General features: G+C 72.7%; 13 protein-coding genes. 10 read left to right on the top strand and 3 right to left on the bottom strand.

Annotated features, from left to right (window positions below; all coding sequences use genetic code 11):
- Positions 1-186: 186 nt before the first annotated feature.
- The 4 genes from QBL25_RS22490 to QBL25_RS22475 all read left to right on the top strand — a co-directional run bounded on the left by QBL25_RS22490 (position 187) and on the right by QBL25_RS22475 (position 5,087).
- Positions 187-780 (top strand): DJ-1/PfpI family protein, encoded by a 594-nt coding sequence (locus QBL25_RS22490; protein ID WP_409058817.1) that lies wholly within the window; start codon positions 187-189, stop codon positions 778-780.
- Between the two features lie 29 nt (positions 781-809).
- On the top strand, positions 810-1,325 hold the full coding sequence (locus QBL25_RS22485) for a MarR family winged helix-turn-helix transcriptional regulator (protein ID WP_409062738.1): 516 nt from the start codon (positions 810-812) through the stop codon (positions 1,323-1,325).
- A 79-nt stretch (positions 1,326-1,404) separates the two neighbouring features.
- Positions 1,405-3,405, top strand: a complete 2,001-nt coding sequence (locus QBL25_RS22480; protein ID WP_409058816.1) for a serine/threonine-protein kinase — start codon at positions 1,405-1,407, stop codon at positions 3,403-3,405.
- A 134-nt stretch (positions 3,406-3,539) separates the two neighbouring features.
- Entirely contained in the window at positions 3,540-5,087 is a 1,548-nt protein-coding gene (locus QBL25_RS22475; RefSeq protein ID WP_409058815.1) for a substrate-binding domain-containing protein, read from the top strand.
- Here QBL25_RS22475 and QBL25_RS22470 read toward each other — a convergent pair.
- Entirely contained in the window at positions 5,084-6,367 is a 1,284-nt protein-coding gene (locus tag QBL25_RS22470; RefSeq protein ID WP_409058814.1) for an adenylosuccinate synthase, read from the bottom strand. The two genes, QBL25_RS22475 and QBL25_RS22470, sit on opposite strands and share 4 nt — an antisense overlap.
- A gap of 131 nt (positions 6,368-6,498) precedes the next feature.
- Between QBL25_RS22470 and QBL25_RS22465 the strand changes: the two genes are divergently transcribed.
- The gene (locus QBL25_RS22465) at positions 6,499-7,356 is read left to right on the top strand and encodes a diacylglycerol kinase family protein (protein ID WP_409058813.1); all 858 of its coding nucleotides are present in this window, start codon (positions 6,499-6,501) and stop codon (positions 7,354-7,356) included.
- A gap of 80 nt (positions 7,357-7,436) precedes the next feature.
- Here QBL25_RS22465 and QBL25_RS22460 read toward each other — a convergent pair whose 3' ends face one another.
- Positions 7,437-7,946, bottom strand: a complete 510-nt coding sequence (locus tag QBL25_RS22460; RefSeq protein WP_409058812.1) for a GbsR/MarR family transcriptional regulator — start codon at positions 7,944-7,946, stop codon at positions 7,437-7,439.
- 92 nt (positions 7,947-8,038) lie between these two features.
- On the opposite strand from QBL25_RS22460, the gene QBL25_RS22455 reads away from it, so the two are divergent.
- The 5 genes from QBL25_RS22455 (at position 8,039) to QBL25_RS22435 (ending at position 13,939) form a co-directional block, all read left to right on the top strand.
- On the top strand, positions 8,039-8,971 hold the full coding sequence (locus QBL25_RS22455) for an ATP-binding cassette domain-containing protein (protein WP_409058811.1): 933 nt from the start codon (positions 8,039-8,041) through the stop codon (positions 8,969-8,971).
- On the top strand, positions 8,968-10,584 hold the full coding sequence (locus tag QBL25_RS22450) for an ABC transporter permease (protein ID WP_409058810.1): 1,617 nt from the start codon (positions 8,968-8,970) through the stop codon (positions 10,582-10,584). The genes QBL25_RS22455 and QBL25_RS22450 overlap by 4 nt, the downstream gene beginning before the upstream one ends.
- 136 nt (positions 10,585-10,720) lie before the next feature.
- Positions 10,721-12,046 (top strand): sensor histidine kinase, encoded by a 1,326-nt coding sequence (locus tag QBL25_RS22445; RefSeq protein ID WP_409058809.1) that lies wholly within the window; start codon positions 10,721-10,723, stop codon positions 12,044-12,046.
- On the top strand, positions 12,043-12,711 hold the full coding sequence (locus QBL25_RS22440) for a response regulator (protein ID WP_409058808.1): 669 nt from the start codon (positions 12,043-12,045) through the stop codon (positions 12,709-12,711). The genes QBL25_RS22445 and QBL25_RS22440 overlap by 4 nt, the downstream gene beginning before the upstream one ends.
- Positions 12,712-12,730: 19 nt before the next feature.
- Entirely contained in the window at positions 12,731-13,939 is a 1,209-nt protein-coding gene (locus QBL25_RS22435; protein ID WP_409058807.1) for a cytochrome P450, read from the top strand.
- A gap of 29 nt (positions 13,940-13,968) precedes the next feature.
- Here the strand turns inward: QBL25_RS22435 and QBL25_RS22430 are convergent, their stop codons facing one another.
- The gene (locus tag QBL25_RS22430; RefSeq protein ID WP_409058806.1) at positions 13,969-14,850 is read right to left on the bottom strand and encodes an alpha/beta hydrolase; all 882 of its coding nucleotides are present in this window, start codon (positions 14,848-14,850) and stop codon (positions 13,969-13,971) included.
- Positions 14,851-14,946: the final 96 nt, after the last annotated feature.

The raw sequence follows: 14,946 nt of genomic DNA, 5'->3' as shown, positions 1-14,946 counted from the left end.
ACGCTAGGGACCGGCGGGTTAAGGCCGCCCCCGGCGGGAGTTAACGCGGGCGGGGAGTGCTTCCCGGAGCCTCTTGACAGCATGCTGTCTATTTGACAGCATGCTTACACAAGCACAGCGAAGCACGTACAGCGCACAGCACTCAGCGGCACCCCACCCCGTGGACCAGGACCAGTGGAGGCAGTCATGACCCGCAAGCCCGTGCACCTCGCCGTTTACGACACGCTCGCCGACTGGGAGCCCGGATACGCCACCGCGTACCTCGCCCGCGCCGGGTACGAGATCCGGACCGTCGCCGCGACCCTCGACCCCGTCACCACCACCGGCGGCCTGCGCGTCCAGCCCGACCTGGCCCTCGCCGACCTGCGGCCCGAGGACAGCGCGCTGCTGATACTGCCGGGCGCCGACCTGTGGGACACCGGTGACGACCTCGCCCCCTTCGGCCGCGCGGCCCGCGCCTTCCTCGACGCGGACGTGCCGGTCGCCGCGATCTGCGGGGCCACCGCGGGGCTCGCCAAGGAGGGACTGCTCGACGACCGCACGCACACCAGCGCGGTGTCGTTCTACCTCGCGGCCACCGGATACAAGGGAGGTGAGCGGTACGTCGACGCGGACGCCGTCACCGACGGCGGCCTGACCACGGCGGGTCCGACCGAGCCCGTGGCCTTCGCCCGCGAGATCCTCGGGCGGCTCGGCGCCTTCGAGGGCGCGAAGCTCGACGCCTGGTACCGCCTGTTCCACGACTCGGACGCCTCCGCCTACGAGGTGCTCGAATCGTGAGCGGGCCCGGCGATGACACGGACCGCGCGGTGCGGGAGCGGCAGCAGGAGCTGCTCTCCCGCACGGCCCTCGGCGTCTTCCGGCTCAACGGCCAGTTCCTCACCGTGGCCGACGAGTTGGCCAGGCCGGGCGGCCTCACCGCCGCCTGGTGGCAGGTGCTCGGCGCCGTCCTGCGCGAGCCCCTGCCGGTCGCCGGGATCGCCCGCGCGATGGGCATCACCCGGCAGAGCGTGCAGCGCATCGCCGATCTCCTCGTGCGGCGCGGCCTCGCCGAGTACGTGCCGAACCCGGCCCACCGCCGCGCCAAGCTGCTGCGCCCCACGGACGAGGGCCTGGCCGCCGTGCGGAGGATCGGCCCCGGTCACGCGGAGGTGGCCGCCCGGCTCGCCGACGCGCTCGGAGAAGCCGAATTCGCCGAGACCGTACGGGTGTTGGAGCGGCTTTCCGGGGTTCTGGGTGAGGCGGTCCTTCCCCATATGGCCGGGAATCCGGTTATCACGGGGAATTCGGCCACGGATTCGGAACAACCCGTTACGGAGCCGTAGCAGGCAGTCCGTGCCCCGATGTCCTACCGCCCCACTATCCTCGGTCTGTTGCACACCAACGGGGGAGGTCGGCGCGGCGATGGAGAAACTGGGACCCGGGGATCCACAGCGAATAGGCGCCTATCGGCTGCTCGCGCGACTCGGCGCGGGCGGCATGGGGCACGTCTATCTCGCACGGTCCGACCGTGGGCGCACGGTCGCGGTGAAGCTGGTGCGGGAAGAGCTCGCCGAGCAGGAGGAGTTCAGGAACCGCTTCCGCCAGGAAGTGAAGGCGGCGCGGCGGGTGGGCGGGGCGTGGACGGCCCCGGTGCTCGACGCGGACACCGAGGCGGCGATCCCCTGGCTGGCCACGGGATATGTCGCCGGCCCCTCGCTCCAGAGCGTCATCTCGCACGACCACGGGCCGCTGCCCGAGCGGTCGGTGAAGATCCTGGCGGCCGGTCTCGCCCACGCCCTCAAGGACATCCACGCGGCGAACCTCATCCACCGCGACCTCAAGCCGTCGAACGTGCTCGTCACGATCGACGGCCCGCGCGTCATCGACTTCGGCATCGCCCGCGCGCTCGAAACGGTCACCGACGGCGGCCTGACCCGCACCGGCGCCCTCGTCGGCTCGCCCGGCTTCATGGCGCCCGAGCAGGTGCGGGGCGACCGGATCACCCCGGCCTGCGACGTGTTCTGCCTGGGTTCGGTCCTGGCGTACGCGGCGTCGGGCGCACTGCCCTTCGGCACGGCCAACAGCGGTGTGCACGCGATGATGTTCCGCATCGCGCAGGAGGAGCCGGACCTGGAGGGGCTGCCGGAGGAGCTGTCGGAGCTGGTCGCCGACTGCCTGCGGAAGAATCCCGCGGACCGGCCGACGCTGGAGCAGGTCCTGGAGCGTACGGGCGCGGAGGACACCCTCGGCGACGGCGGCCGCACGCGCGATCCCTGGCTGCCGGGCGCGCTCGTGGCCCAGCTGGGCCGGCACGCCGTGCAGTTGCTGGACACGGAGGACCCGGACGAGGGCGGTGCGCAGGCCTCGCCCGCGCCCGGCCCGAACGGCCCCGTCCCGCCGGTCTCGCTCGCGCCGCCGAAGGAGCTGGCCGGGGGGAACGGCGCGGACGCCGCCAAGTCCGCCGAAGCGGGCTCCCGGGCGGTCGACGCCGCCGGTGCCGCCGCCGCGGCCGGGGCGGCCGCCGCAGCCGTGTCCCCCGACGGGAACGGCTCCAGGCCGGGCCCCGCCGACGGCGACACCCCGCCGCCGCCCGGCAGACCCGGCGACGCGGCGGCCCTGAACCACCTCCCCACGATGATCACGGGCCAGGCACCGCCGCCCACTCCCCCGCCGGGCCAGGCGGCGTACGGCTATCCCCAGCAGCACCGCCAGCCCCAGCAGCAGCCGCCGCCGGGGTACGGCTATCCGCAGCAGGGTCCGTACGGGCCCACGCCTCCGTACGGCCCGACACCTCCGTACGGCCCGCTCGTGCACCCCCAGGGCGAGCCCCCGCGCCGCAGCGGGCGGTCCACCGCCGCGCTCATCGCGGTGGCCGTCATAGTGGCCATAGGAGCGGGCGGCACGGTGTACGCGGTGATGAAGGGCGACGGCACCACGAAGGCGGGCGGCACGAACTCCGACTCGCCGTCGAACAGCGCGCCCACGACGCCGGGCACCCCCTCCGACGACGGCTCGACGGACCCCGGGTCCCCGCCCACCTCCCCCGCCTCCAAGGAGGAGGACGAGGAGGGCACGATCCCGGAGAAGTTCCTCGGCACGTGGAACGGCTCCATCCAGAACGACCTGGGCAGCAACTCCCGGCGTCTGGTGCTCCAGCAGGGCGAGGTCGGCGACACCGTCGTCTCGATCACGGCGGACGGCCCGACCGACACGGGCGGCACGTACCACTGCGTGTTCCAGGGCAAGCTGGAGTCCGCGAGCGGCAACACCCTGCGCATCGGACCGACGGACGTGATCGTCGGGGAGCCCGCGAGCTCCTGCAAGCCGGGCCAGCCGAGCACGGTGACCCTCCTGTCGAACGGCAGGCTGCACCGCGAGAACACCGGCACGGACAAGGGCCTGACGTACGACAAGGAGGGCTGAGCAACCGCCGCACGAGCCCGTGCACGACGGTGGACGAGCCCGTGCACGGCGGTAGTTGAACCCCGGGCGAACAACTCCCGTCCGGACGGACAAGCACCGCCCGGTGGGTCGACCCGCCGCTTACGGTGCCGCCCATGAACTGGTTGAGCACCGAAAACGTCATCGCCGTGCTCGCCATCCTGGTCGGCATCGCCGGTGCGTTCGTCCCGGTGCTGCTCGAACGCCGCGTGCCGCGCCGCAAGCGCATCGGCTACCGCAAGCAGCTGGACACGGCGATAGGCGACAACGTCCGTACGGGCGACGCGAACGCGCGCCTGGGCCTGTTCGACGAGGCCCCGGAGATGTCGGACGCCACGCTGGTGCTGCTGCGCGTCGAGAACGACGGATCGCTGCCGATCGACGTGGCCGACTACACCGGCCGCTCGCCGCACGGTCTGACGGTGGTCTTCGAGCACCGCACCATCCGCGCGGTGGCGGTGACGCTGCCGCCCGAGGCCGACCACCTGATGGAGCACTTCGCGCCCGGCACGGGCCTGGGCTACGAGTCCGGCAGGCTGCACATCCCGCGCGTGCCGCTCAACCGGGGCGAGTACTACAAGCTCCTGGTCCTGCTGACCGGCGGCCCCGTGGACAGCGGCTACACCGTCGTCGGCGGTATCCAGGGCGGCGAGACCCACGAGAACCACAGCGCGGCGCCCGACGAGAAGCCGCCGGTGTTCAGCCGCCTCTCGCAGCGGGTGGCCATCGCGCTGAGCCTGGTGATCCTCGGCCTCGCGGGCCTCATCCTGCGCCCCGACAGCCGGCCGCCGCCCTCGTACTGCGAGACGGGCAGCCTCACCCTGACCGGGTCGACGGCGTTCGAGCCGGTGGCCACCGAGCTCGCGGACAAGTACATGAAGGACTGCGGGGGCTCGGACATCAAGGTGAGCGCGCACGGAAGCCGGGGCGGCGTCCGGGAGTTGGCCGCCGCGGACGCCGGGCCCGGCGAGGGCTCACCGGCGGTGATCGCCTTCTCCGACGGGCCGCGCCCCGGCAGCTACACGCAGCTGAGCGAGACGCGGGTGGCGGTCTCGCTCTTCGCCCTCGTCCTGAACGACCGGGTGCCGGTCAAGAACCTCTCCACGCAGGACGTGCGCCGGCTCTTCACCGGCGAGATCCGCAACTGGAAGGAGCTGCGGGGCGGCCCCGACCTGCCGGTGGTCCTGGTCAGCCGGGGGTCGAGCTCCGGCACCCGGGTCACGCTCCAGCAGCGGGTCCTCAAGGGCGCCCCGGAGGTCCAGGAGTCCTCCAGCGACTGCCTGACGAAGGACATCGGCCCCCGGGCGCCGGTGGTCCGCTGCGAACTCGACTCCACGGAACAGGTCCTGGACACGGTCGCCGCGACGCCGGGCGCGGTCGGCTACAGCGAGCTGCGCCACGCGGCCACCCTCAAGGGCGTGCACCGACTGAACCTCGACGGCCACACCCCGTCCGTCGACCACATCCAGTCGAGCGGCTATCCGTACCGCGAGATCGAGTACGCGTACACCTACGGCAGCCCGCCCGCCGACTCGCTGGCGTCGAGCTTCCTCGCGTACGCGATCCGCGGGAGCGGGCAGGACGTCGTCCGCACCCACGGGCACCTGCCGTGCCAGACGCCCGTGGGACTGCGGATGTGCGGGGAGGACCGGACCGCTCGCTAGACGAAGGAGTTGATCTCGATCGTCTCCGTGCGGCCCGGGCCCACGCCGATCGCCGAGATCGGCGCGCCGGACATCTCCTCCAGGGCCTTCACGTAACCCTGCGCGTTCTTCGGCAGGTCGGAGAAGGTCTGGGCCTTGGTGATGTCCTCGGACCAGCCGGGGAAGTACTCGTAGACGGGCTTCGCGTGGTGGAAGTCCGTCTGGTTGTACGGGAGCTCCTCGACGCGCTTGCCGTCGATCTCGTACGCGACGCAGACCGGGATCTGCTCCCAGCCCGTCAGGACGTCCAGCTTCGTGAGGAAGAAGTCCGTCAGGCCGTTCACACGGGTCGCGTAGCGCGCGATCGGCGCGTCGAACCAGCCGCAGCGGCGGTCACGGCCGGTGGTGACACCGCGCTCGCCGCCGATGCGGCGCAGGTCCTCGCCGTCCTGGTCGAAGAGCTCCGTGGGGAAGGGGCCCGCGCCGACACGCGTGGTGTAGGCCTTCAGGATGCCGATGACGCGGCTGATCTTCGTCGGGCCGACGCCCGTACCCGTGCAGGCGCCGCCCGCGGTCGGGTTCGAGGAGGTGACGAAGGGGTACGTGCCGTGGTCCACGTCCAGGAGCGTGCCCTGGCCGCCCTCGAAGAGGACGACCTTGTCCTCGTCGAGCGCGTCGTTGAGGATCAGCGTCGTGTCGGCGACGTACTGCTTGATGTTCTCGCCGTGCTCCAGGAGCTGCTCGACGATCTGGCCGACCTCGATGGCGCGGCGGTTGTAGAGCTTGGTGAGGAGCTGGTTCTTGACCTCGAGAGCCGCCTCGACCTTCTGCTCCAGGATCGACTGGTCGTAGAGGTCCTGGACGCGGATGCCGGTGCGGTTGATCTTGTCGGCGTACGTCGGGCCGATGCCGCGGCCGGTCGTGCCGATCTTGCGCTTGCCGAGGAAGCGTTCCGTCACCTTGTCGACGGTCACGTTGTACGGCGTGATGATGTGCGCGTTACCGCTGATCAGCAGCTTCGACGTGTCGACGCCGCGCTCGTTCAGACCGCTCAGCTCGGAGAGCAGGACCGACGGGTCGACGACGACTCCGTTGCCGATGACGGGCACGCAGTCCGGGGAGAGAATCCCGGAAGGGAGGAGATGCAGCGCGTACTTCTGGTCGCCTACGACGACCGTGTGACCGGCGTTGTTGCCGCCCTGGTATCGCACCACATAGTCCACGGAGCCACCGAGCAGGTCGGTGGCCTTTCCCTTGCCTTCGTCACCCCACTGAGCACCGAGCAGCACAAGTGCGGGCACAGGCGTACACCCCTTCCGGGCGGGGCATGTCCAAGGTCAGGGGCCGTAGCCGCCATATGGGTGTGCCTTGGATGCTGCCCCGGAATAGACGAAGCCCCTGGCGCAATAGCGCAAGGGGCTCTTGCACAAAGATGCTACCCGAGGACTCTGAAAAGGGGCGCACGTTGTCGGCTCGCGACCAGCTGCTAGTCGTCATCGACCCGGTCGCCCGGCGCACGGACGGTGAGTCGGTACGGATCGCGAAGGATGTGCTCGGCGCGGGCGCCGCCATCCGGGTCTGCCTCCCCGAAGGACCGGAGGATTACGCGAAAGCCCTGGCCAGGAGGGGTGCGCGCCGCCCCGTGGTGATCGGCGACGACCGGGCGCTGCTGCGCGCGGTGGGGGCCCTGCACCGCGAGCGCGAGCTCGGTTCCTGCGCGGTCTCGGTCGTTCCGGTGGGCGCCGCGCACGGGCTTTCCCGATCTCTCGGAGTGCCGCCGGGAGCCGTCGCGGCGGCCCGTGCGGTGCTCGAAGGGGCCGAGCGGCGGCTGGATCTGCTCGTCGACGACAGCGACGGAGTGGTCCTCGGGACGCTGCGGATCCCGCCCGTCGTCGCGGCCGCCGGGAGCACGGCGATGGACGGCCACCCCTGGCTGCGCACCTGCCAGTCCTTCGTCCGCACGCTGGCGCGGCCCTCCTCGCGCGTGGCCTCCGCGCCCGGGCCGGGGCCCGCGCGGCTGCGGGTGGAGGCGGACGGGGAGCTGGTGGTCGACCTGGACCAGCCGGTGGAGGGGGTCTGGCTGCGTCCGGGGGCCGACGGTCTCGCGGAGGTGGAGGTGCGGCCGTCCTCGGTGGGCGCGGCGGCGCAGGCCCTGCGGGTGCGGGCGCGGACGATCACGGTGTCCGGGGCGGATTTCCACTACCGGGCGGACGCGGTGGTCGGAGGGCCGGTGCGGACGCGGACGTGGGCGGTGCGGGCCGGCGCCTGGGGCCTGATGCTGCCCCGCTGATCGGGGACGGCCCCTCCCCTACGGTCCCTCCTTGAAGGCCCCTCCCTGGGGGCCGGTCGCACACCGGGCCGGCCATCCGCCTACTTGCCGAAGAGGCCTTCCCGGTGCACCCGCCAGCGGTCCAGCATGCCCGCGAGCTCCTGCTCGACGAACTCGAAGAAGGCCAGCGTCTCGGCGATCCGCAGGCCCGCCGGGGTGTCGGCGCCCAGGCTGCTGACGCCCTCGCGCAGGGCGGACTCCCAGCGCCTGAGGATTCCGTCGCGGTTGGCCAGGGTCTCGTACCACTGGTTGTCGTGGACCCGGAAGAGGTCGCGCCGGGAGCCCGGCTCGCGCTCCCTGGTCACCATGTGCTGCTGGGTGAGGTAGCGGACCGCGCCCGAGACCGCCGCGGGGCTCACCTGGAGCCGCTCGCCCAGCTCCGCCGACGTCAGCGCGCCCGAGTCCGACGCGAGCAGCGCGGCGAAGATCCTCGCGGGCATCCTCGGCATGCCCGCCTCGACCATCTGCGCGGCGAACTGTTCGACGAAGCGTGAGACGACGTGCTCGTCACGTCGCGTCTCCTGCGTGGACCCCTCGGACCCCTTGGGCATCTGCCGATCATCTCCCCTGCGTGCTGTTCGCGGTCGAGTTTATACGCTTCCTTAACTTCACAAATTTGTGAAAGCAGCGTACGTTCCGAAACATGACGAAGGCAATCACCGTCTCCGGACTGCACAAGTCGTTCGGACGGACGCACGCGCTGGACGGCCTCGACCTCGACGTCGAGGCCGGCGAGGTCCACGGCTTCCTCGGCCCGAACGGCGCCGGGAAGTCCACGACCATCCGGGTCCTTCTGGGCCTGCTCCGCGCCGACTCCGGCGCCGCCCAGCTCCTCGGCAAGGACCCGTGGAACGACGCGGTGGAACTGCACCGGCGCGTGGCGTACGTGCCGGGCGACGTCACCCTGTGGCGCAACCTCTCGGGCGGCGAGGTCATCGATCTGTACGGGAAGCTGCGCGGCGGCCTCGACCGCGCCCGGCGGGCCGACCTGATCGAGCGGTACGAACTCGACCCGACCAAGAAGGGGCGCACGTACTCCAAGGGCAACCGGCAGAAGGTCGCCCTCGTCGCCGCCTTCGCCTCGGACGTCGACGTGCTGATCCTCGACGAGCCCACCTCCGGCCTCGACCCCCTCATGGAGGAGGTCTTCCAGGCCTGCGTCGAGCAGGAGCGCGGACGCGGGCGGACGATCCTGCTCTCCTCGCACATCCTCAGCGAGGTGGAGACGCTCTGCGACCGCGTCAGCATCATCAGGAAGGGGCGGACCGTCGAGAGCGGATCCCTCGCCGACCTGCGCCATCTGACGCGGACCAGCGTCACCGCCGAGCTCGCGGGGCGGCCCGACGGGCTCACGCGGCTGCCGGGCGTGCACGACGTGGAGGTGTCCGGGCACCGCGTGAAGCTCCAGGTCGACACCGACAAGCTGGACGCCGTGCTGCGCTCGCTCACCGACACCGGGGTCCGCTCGCTCCTGTCCACGCCGCCGACGCTGGAGGAGCTCTTCCTGCGGCACTACCAGGAGGACGTACGGGCCGCCGGTACCGGCGCCGCCGGCGAGAAGGCGGTCGCGCGGTGACCGCCGTCGCCGAAGCCCCGGCCCTCGCCCCGCGCACCGGGGGGACCCGCCAACTCGCCGGTACGGGAACGCTGTTGAGGCTCGCGCTGCGGCGGGACCGCGTGATGATGCCGGTCTGGGTCGTCGTCGTGGCCGGGATGGTCGTCTCGATGCCGGGCGCGCTGGGCAAGACGTACGGCACGGCCGCCGAGCGGGCCGACGCCATGCGGTCGATGAACGCCAACTCCTCGATGCGGGCGCTGTACTCGCCGGTGTTCGGGGACTCCCTCGGCGCGCTCTCCGCCTGGCGCATCGGGGTCTACGCCGGGGTGCTGGCCGCCGTGATGAGCCTGATCGTCGTCGTACGGCACACGCGCGACGAGGAGGAGACCGGCCGCCAGGAGATGCTCTCCGCCGCGATGGTGGGGCGGCGGGCGCCGCTGACCGCCGCGCTGCTCGCCGCGTTCGTGGCGAACGCGGCCGTGGCCCTGATCGTCGCGGGCGGCCTCGCCGGACAGGACCCGGCCGGGGCGCTCGGCCTCGGGCTCGGCATCGCGGGCATCGGCATGCTCTTCGCCACCATGGCGGCGATCGTCGCCCAGCTCACGGAGAGCGCGCGGCTCGCCAAGGGGCTCACGGCCGGGGTGCTGGGGGCCGCGTACGTGCTCAAGGCCGCCGGTGACGCGGGGAGCGAGCGCGGGGAGTCCGTCCTGACCTGGATCTCGCCGCTCGGCTGGACGGAGAACCTCCGTGCCTTCGCCGGGGAGCGGTGGTGGGTGCTGCTCCTGACCGCCGCCGCGATCGGGGCGCAGGGCACGGTGGCGTACGTCCTGGCGGGGCGGCGCGACGTGGGCATGAGCTTCCTGCCGACCCGGCCGGGGCCCGCCGAGGGGCGGATCGCCACGGCGGGCGGGCTGGCGTGGCGGCTCCAGCGGGGCGGGGTGCTCGGCTGGACGCTGGGGTTCTTCGTCTCCGGTGTCGTCTTCGGCGGGATGACCGAAGGGGCGGCGGACATCGTGGGCGACAACGCCAACACCCGGGACATCATCGAGCGGATGGGCGGGCAGTCCGGCCTCACGGACGCCTTCCTCGCCACGATGGTCGGCATGCTCGGGATGGTCGCCTCGCTGTACGCGGTCGCCTCCGTGCTGCGGCTGAACGGCGAGGAGACCTCCCAGCGGGCGGAACCGGTCCTCGCCAACGCGGTGGGGCGGCTGCGGTGGGCCGCGGGGCACCTGGTGATCGCCTTCGGCGGTGCGGTGCTCCTGATGCTGGTGGGCGGGCTCGGGCTCACCCTCGGATACGGCAAGGACCTCGGGCCGATCCTGGGGGCGTGCCTGGTGCAGGTGGCGGCGGTGTGGGCGCTGGGCGGGCTCGCGGTGCTCCTGGTGGGGGCCTTTCCCCGGGCCGCGGTGGCCGCGTGGGGGGTGGCGGGGGTGTGCCTGGCGATCGGCTGGCTCGGCCCGGCCCTCGACCTGCCCCGGACGGCCATGAACCTCTCCCCCTTCGGCCACCTCCCGAAGCTGCCGGGCTCCGAGATGGCGTGGGCCCCGGTGGCGGCGCTGCTGGGGGTCGCGTGCGGGCTGGTGGCGGCGGGCCTGGCGGGTCTGCGCCGCCGGGACATGATCAGCTGAGGGCCACCTCCGTCCCGGCATCGCGGGGCGTCGTCCGGCGCCGCCCCCGGGTCGCCGTGTAGTACCTGGGACGGAGCCGCGGGGACCCCCCTCTGGCGGGACGACCCGGGCCGAGGGGCCCCGTACCTTCGACAACGTGACTGACGCGACCAAGACCGATACCGGCGGAACCCGCAGCCCGGAGTTCCGGCTGGCCATGGGGGCGCTCGCCGGCCTGAGGCAGGACCTCTTCCGGGACGCCTTCGCCTACCGCCCGCTGGGGGCGAGGCGGACGGACGGCCCGCTGGCCCGCCGCATCCCCGCCCGCATACGCCCGTACGCGGGCTGGGCACCGCACGCGGCGGTCGGGATCGCCGCCTTCTTCACCGTCCTCCTCGGGTACGCGGACGAACCCCTGGGCCTCGACTACGTGGTCACCGGGCTCGTCCCGGCGGGCGCCGTCCTCATGACCCTGCTCAGGCCCGTCGGCGCCTGGTGGGTCCTGATGGCGGTGACCCCCTTCGCCGGGGTCCTCGGCGGCGCGTGGGGCGACTACCCGTGGCCCGTGAGCGTCTTCTTCGCGGACCTCGTCGTGATGACGGTGGTCACCCTGCGGACCCGCCCCCGCACCGCCGCGTGGATGTGGGTCGGCACGGCGCTGTACGGGACCGCGGCCGAGGTGTTCCTCAGCCGCGGGTACGGCTCCAACACCCCGGAGATGCTCTTCCTCTCCGCGCTGGCCCTCCTCGCCGCCTCCCTCGTGCACATCCGCCGCGAGGCGCAGCACGAGGTCAGCGTCCAGCGCACGGTCACCGAGATGGAACGCGGCAGGCGCACGCTCCTGGAGGAGCGCACGACCATCGCCCGCGAGCTGCACGACGTCGTCGCGCACCACATGTCGGTGGTCGCCATCCAGGCCGAGGCCGCGCCCTACCGCGTGGAGAACCCGCCGCCGGAGCTGGAGCAGGCCTTCGTCACGATCCGCGAGAACGCCGTGGCCGCGCTGACGGAGCTGCGCCGCGTCCTCGGTGTCGTACGCGCGGAGGACTACGAGGCGCCGGACGCCCCGCAGCCCACGCTCGGCGACCTGGACCGGCTCATCGCCAACGTCCGCGAGACCGGCCTGGACGTCGAGAAGGTGGTCACCGGAGCCGTCCGCGAGCTGCCGCAGGGCGTCGAGCTCTCCGCGTACCGCATCGTCCAGGAGGCCCTGAGCAACACCCTGCGCCACGCGCCCGGCGCCACGGCCCGCGTCGAGGTCGGCTACGTCCTCGGCGGCCTGGGACTGCGCGTCGTCAACGGCCCGGCCACCGGCCTGGTCAAGCCGTCCCCGGGAGCCGGCCACGGCCTCACCGGCATGCGGGAGCGTGTCACCATGCTGGACGGCGAGATGACGACCGAGGAGAGCGCCGACGGGGGCTACGAGGTCACCGTCTTCCTGCCGGTCGCGTCCCTGCCGGAATCCACCGGAGGCAAGGAATGACGATCCGCGTACTGATCGCCGACGATCAGATGATGGTCCGCGAGGGCTTCTCGGTGCTGCTCAACGCGATGCCGGACTTCGAGGTCGTGGGCGAGGCGGTCAACGGCCGCGAGGCGGTCGACCGCGTCCGCGCCCTCAACCCGGACGTCGTCCTGATGGACATCCGCATGCCCGAGCTGAACGGCATCGAGGCGACCCGCGAGATCGTCGCGGCGGACGTCACGTCGAAGGTCCTCGTCCTGACCACGTTCGACCTCGACGAGTACGTCTACCAGGCGCTGCGGGCCGGCGCCTCCGGCTTCCTCCTGAAGGACGCCTCCGCACGCCAGCTCGCCGACGGCGTACGGGTGGTGGCGGCGGGCGAGGCCCTGCTCGCGCCCTCCGTGACGCGCCGCCTCATCACGGAGTTCTCCAAGCTGGGCGAGACCCCGCGGCTCTCCGCGACCGTGCAGGCCCAGCAGTACGGCGAGCTGACCGAGCGCGAGACGGAGGTCCTCGTCCTCATCGCCCAGGGCCTGTCCAACGGAGAGATCGCCTCGCGCCTCGTGGTCGCCGAGTCCACGATCAAGACCCACGTGAGCCGCATCCTGGTGAAACTGGGCCTGCGCGACCGCACGCAGGCGGCCGTCTTCGCGTACGAGGCACGTCTGGTCACACCGGGCTGACCGCGACTACCGTCCCTCCATGGACGCTCCCTTCGCCCCCTGGTCCCCGGAGTTCGTCGCCGACCCCTACCCGGCCTACGCACGCCTGCGGGCCGCCGGGCGGGTCCACTACTTCGCACCCACCGACCAGTGGCTCGTCCCGCACCACGCCGACGTCTCCGCGCTGCTGCGGGACCGGCGGCTCGGGCGGACCTATCTGCACCGCTTCACGCACGAGGAGTTCGGGCGGCAGGCCCCGCCGCCCGAGCACGAGCCGTTCCACGTCCTGAACGACCACGGCATGCTCGACCTGGAGGCGCCCACCCACACCCGCATCCGGCGCCTGGTGTCGAAGGCGTTCACGCCGCGCACGGTGGAGGGACTGCGGCCGTACGTCGAGGACCTCGCCGACCGGCTCGTACGGGACCTGGTGGCGGACGGGGGCGGTGACCTCGCCGCCCGCGTCGCCGAACCGCTGCCGGTGGCGGTGATCGCGCAGATGCTGGGCATCCCGGAGGGCGACAGGGACCGGCTGCGGCCCTGGTCGGCCGACATCTGCGGGATGTACGAGCTGAACCCCTCCGAGGAGACCGCGCGGCGCGCGGTCGACGCCTCCCTCGCGTTCTCGGCGTATCTGCGCGAACTCATCGCCGTGCGCCGCGAGAAGCCGGGCGACGACCTGATCTCCGGGCTCATCGCCGCCCACGAGGACGGGGAGTCCCTCAGCGAGCAGGAGATGATCTCCACCTGCGTGCTGCTGCTCAACGCGGGGCACGAGGCGACGGTCAACGCCACCGTCAACGGCTGGCACGCGCTCTTCCGCCACCCCGCGCAGCTGGCCGCCCTGCGCGCGGACCCCGCGCGGCTGATCCCCACCGCCGTGGAGGAGCTGATGCGCCACGACACCCCGCTCCAGCTCTTCGAGCGGTGGGTCCTCGACGACATCGAGATCGACGGCACCGTCATCCCGCGCGGCAGCGAGGTCGCCCTGCTCTTCGGCTCGGCCAACCACGACCCGGCGGTCTTCACCGCCCCCGCCGAGCTGGACCTGGCCCGCGCCGACAACCCGCACATCTCCTTCAGCGCGGGCATCCACTACTGCATCGGCGCGCCCCTGGCCCGCATCGAACTGGCCGCCTCGCTCGGCGCGTTGCTCCGCAGGGCGCCGGGCCTGACGCTCGCCGCCGAGCCGGAGCGCAAGCCGAACTTCGTGATCCGGGGGCTGCGGGAGCTCCTCGTGGAGGTGTGAGGCCGCGCGCGGCGAAGCGCCCGCGCCCGTCAGAACGCCAGTTGCGCGATCTCCTCCGCCACCACCGCGCAGGCGTCCGCCGCCGGGTCGATCAGCGGGAAGTGCCCGACCTCTTCGAGGAGCGTCACCCCGACGACCTCGCCCGCCTTCGCCGCCGCGTCGGCGTACGCCTCGGCGACCGCCTGCGGCACGACGAGGTCGGTACGCCCCTGCACGACGGTCGTGGCGATGCCGGTGGGCAGCAGGGCCGCCGGGTCCGCGTGCGGCAGGCGCTCGTCGAAGTGCGCGTCACCGCCGAGGAGTTGCAGCGCGGCGCCCGAGCAGACGCCCAGCTCTTGGGCGACGCGGAAGTCGGCGATGGGCGCGAGCGCGACGACACCGCGGAAGGGGGCGGGCCGGTCGATGCGCCACGGGGAGCCGGTGGGCAGCACGTGCCGGGCCGCGGCCCAGAGCGCGAGGTGGCCGCCGGCCGAGTGCCCGGTGACGACCGTGCGGCGCAGATCCGCCGAGGGCAGGAATTCGGCGGCGAGCGCGGGCAGCGCGTCGAAGGCGGCGGCCACGTCGTCGAAGGTCTCGGGCCAGCGCCCGGCGACGGGACCGTCACCGCCCTGCGCGGGGATCGAACCGCCGCGCCGGTACTCGACGTTGGCCACCGCGAAGCCCCGCCGGGCCAGGAAGTCCGCGAAGGGCGTGAGGTGTTGCCGGTCGTACGGGGCGCGCCAGGCGCCGCCGTGCAGGACGACGACGAGGGGGGCGGGGCTTCCCGTGGTGGTCCGGGGTTCGTAGAAGTCGACCACCTGGTCGGGGTGCTCGCCGTACGCGGCGGTGGCGTCGGGCGGCACCGCGGGGTGCGAGAAGGCGGCCTCGGCCTCGGCGGCGTCGCGGGCCACTGCGTAGGCGTCGTCCGGCATGCGACAACCTCTCTGCGGGGGTGGGCGTGGGGTTCTGGTCTTTTGATCTTCCCCTACGCCGCCGCCTCCCGATACCGGGGTGACACCCCGGACTCC

The organism is Streptomyces sp. SYP-A7185, from assembly GCF_046103685.1.
Lineage (GTDB): Bacteria > Actinomycetota > Actinomycetes > Streptomycetales > Streptomycetaceae > Streptomyces.
Note: the sequence above shows the minus strand (reverse complement) of the source record. Positions and strands in the feature narration are given on the sequence as shown.

Excerpts from the sequence above, each read along its gene's own strand:
- QBL25_RS22430 (WP_409058806.1), bottom strand. The coding sequence starts at position 14,850 with ATGCCGGACGACGCCTACGCAGTGGCCCGCGACGCCGCCGAGGCCGAG.
- QBL25_RS22480 (WP_409058816.1), top strand. The coding sequence starts at position 1,405 with ATGGAGAAACTGGGACCCGGGGATCCACAGCGAATAGGCGCCTATCGG.
- QBL25_RS22465 (WP_409058813.1), top strand. The coding sequence starts at position 6,499 with ATGCTACCCGAGGACTCTGAAAAGGGGCGCACGTTGTCGGCTCGCGAC.
- QBL25_RS22475 (WP_409058815.1), top strand. The coding sequence starts at position 3,540 with ATGAACTGGTTGAGCACCGAAAACGTCATCGCCGTGCTCGCCATCCTG.
- QBL25_RS22440 (WP_409058808.1), top strand. The coding sequence starts at position 12,043 with ATGACGATCCGCGTACTGATCGCCGACGATCAGATGATGGTCCGCGAG.
- QBL25_RS22455 (WP_409058811.1), top strand. The coding sequence starts at position 8,039 with ATGACGAAGGCAATCACCGTCTCCGGACTGCACAAGTCGTTCGGACGG.
- QBL25_RS22435 (WP_409058807.1), top strand. The coding sequence starts at position 12,731 with ATGGACGCTCCCTTCGCCCCCTGGTCCCCGGAGTTCGTCGCCGACCCC.
- QBL25_RS22460 (WP_409058812.1), bottom strand. The coding sequence starts at position 7,946 with ATGCCCAAGGGGTCCGAGGGGTCCACGCAGGAGACGCGACGTGACGAG.
- QBL25_RS22490 (WP_409058817.1), top strand. The coding sequence starts at position 187 with ATGACCCGCAAGCCCGTGCACCTCGCCGTTTACGACACGCTCGCCGAC.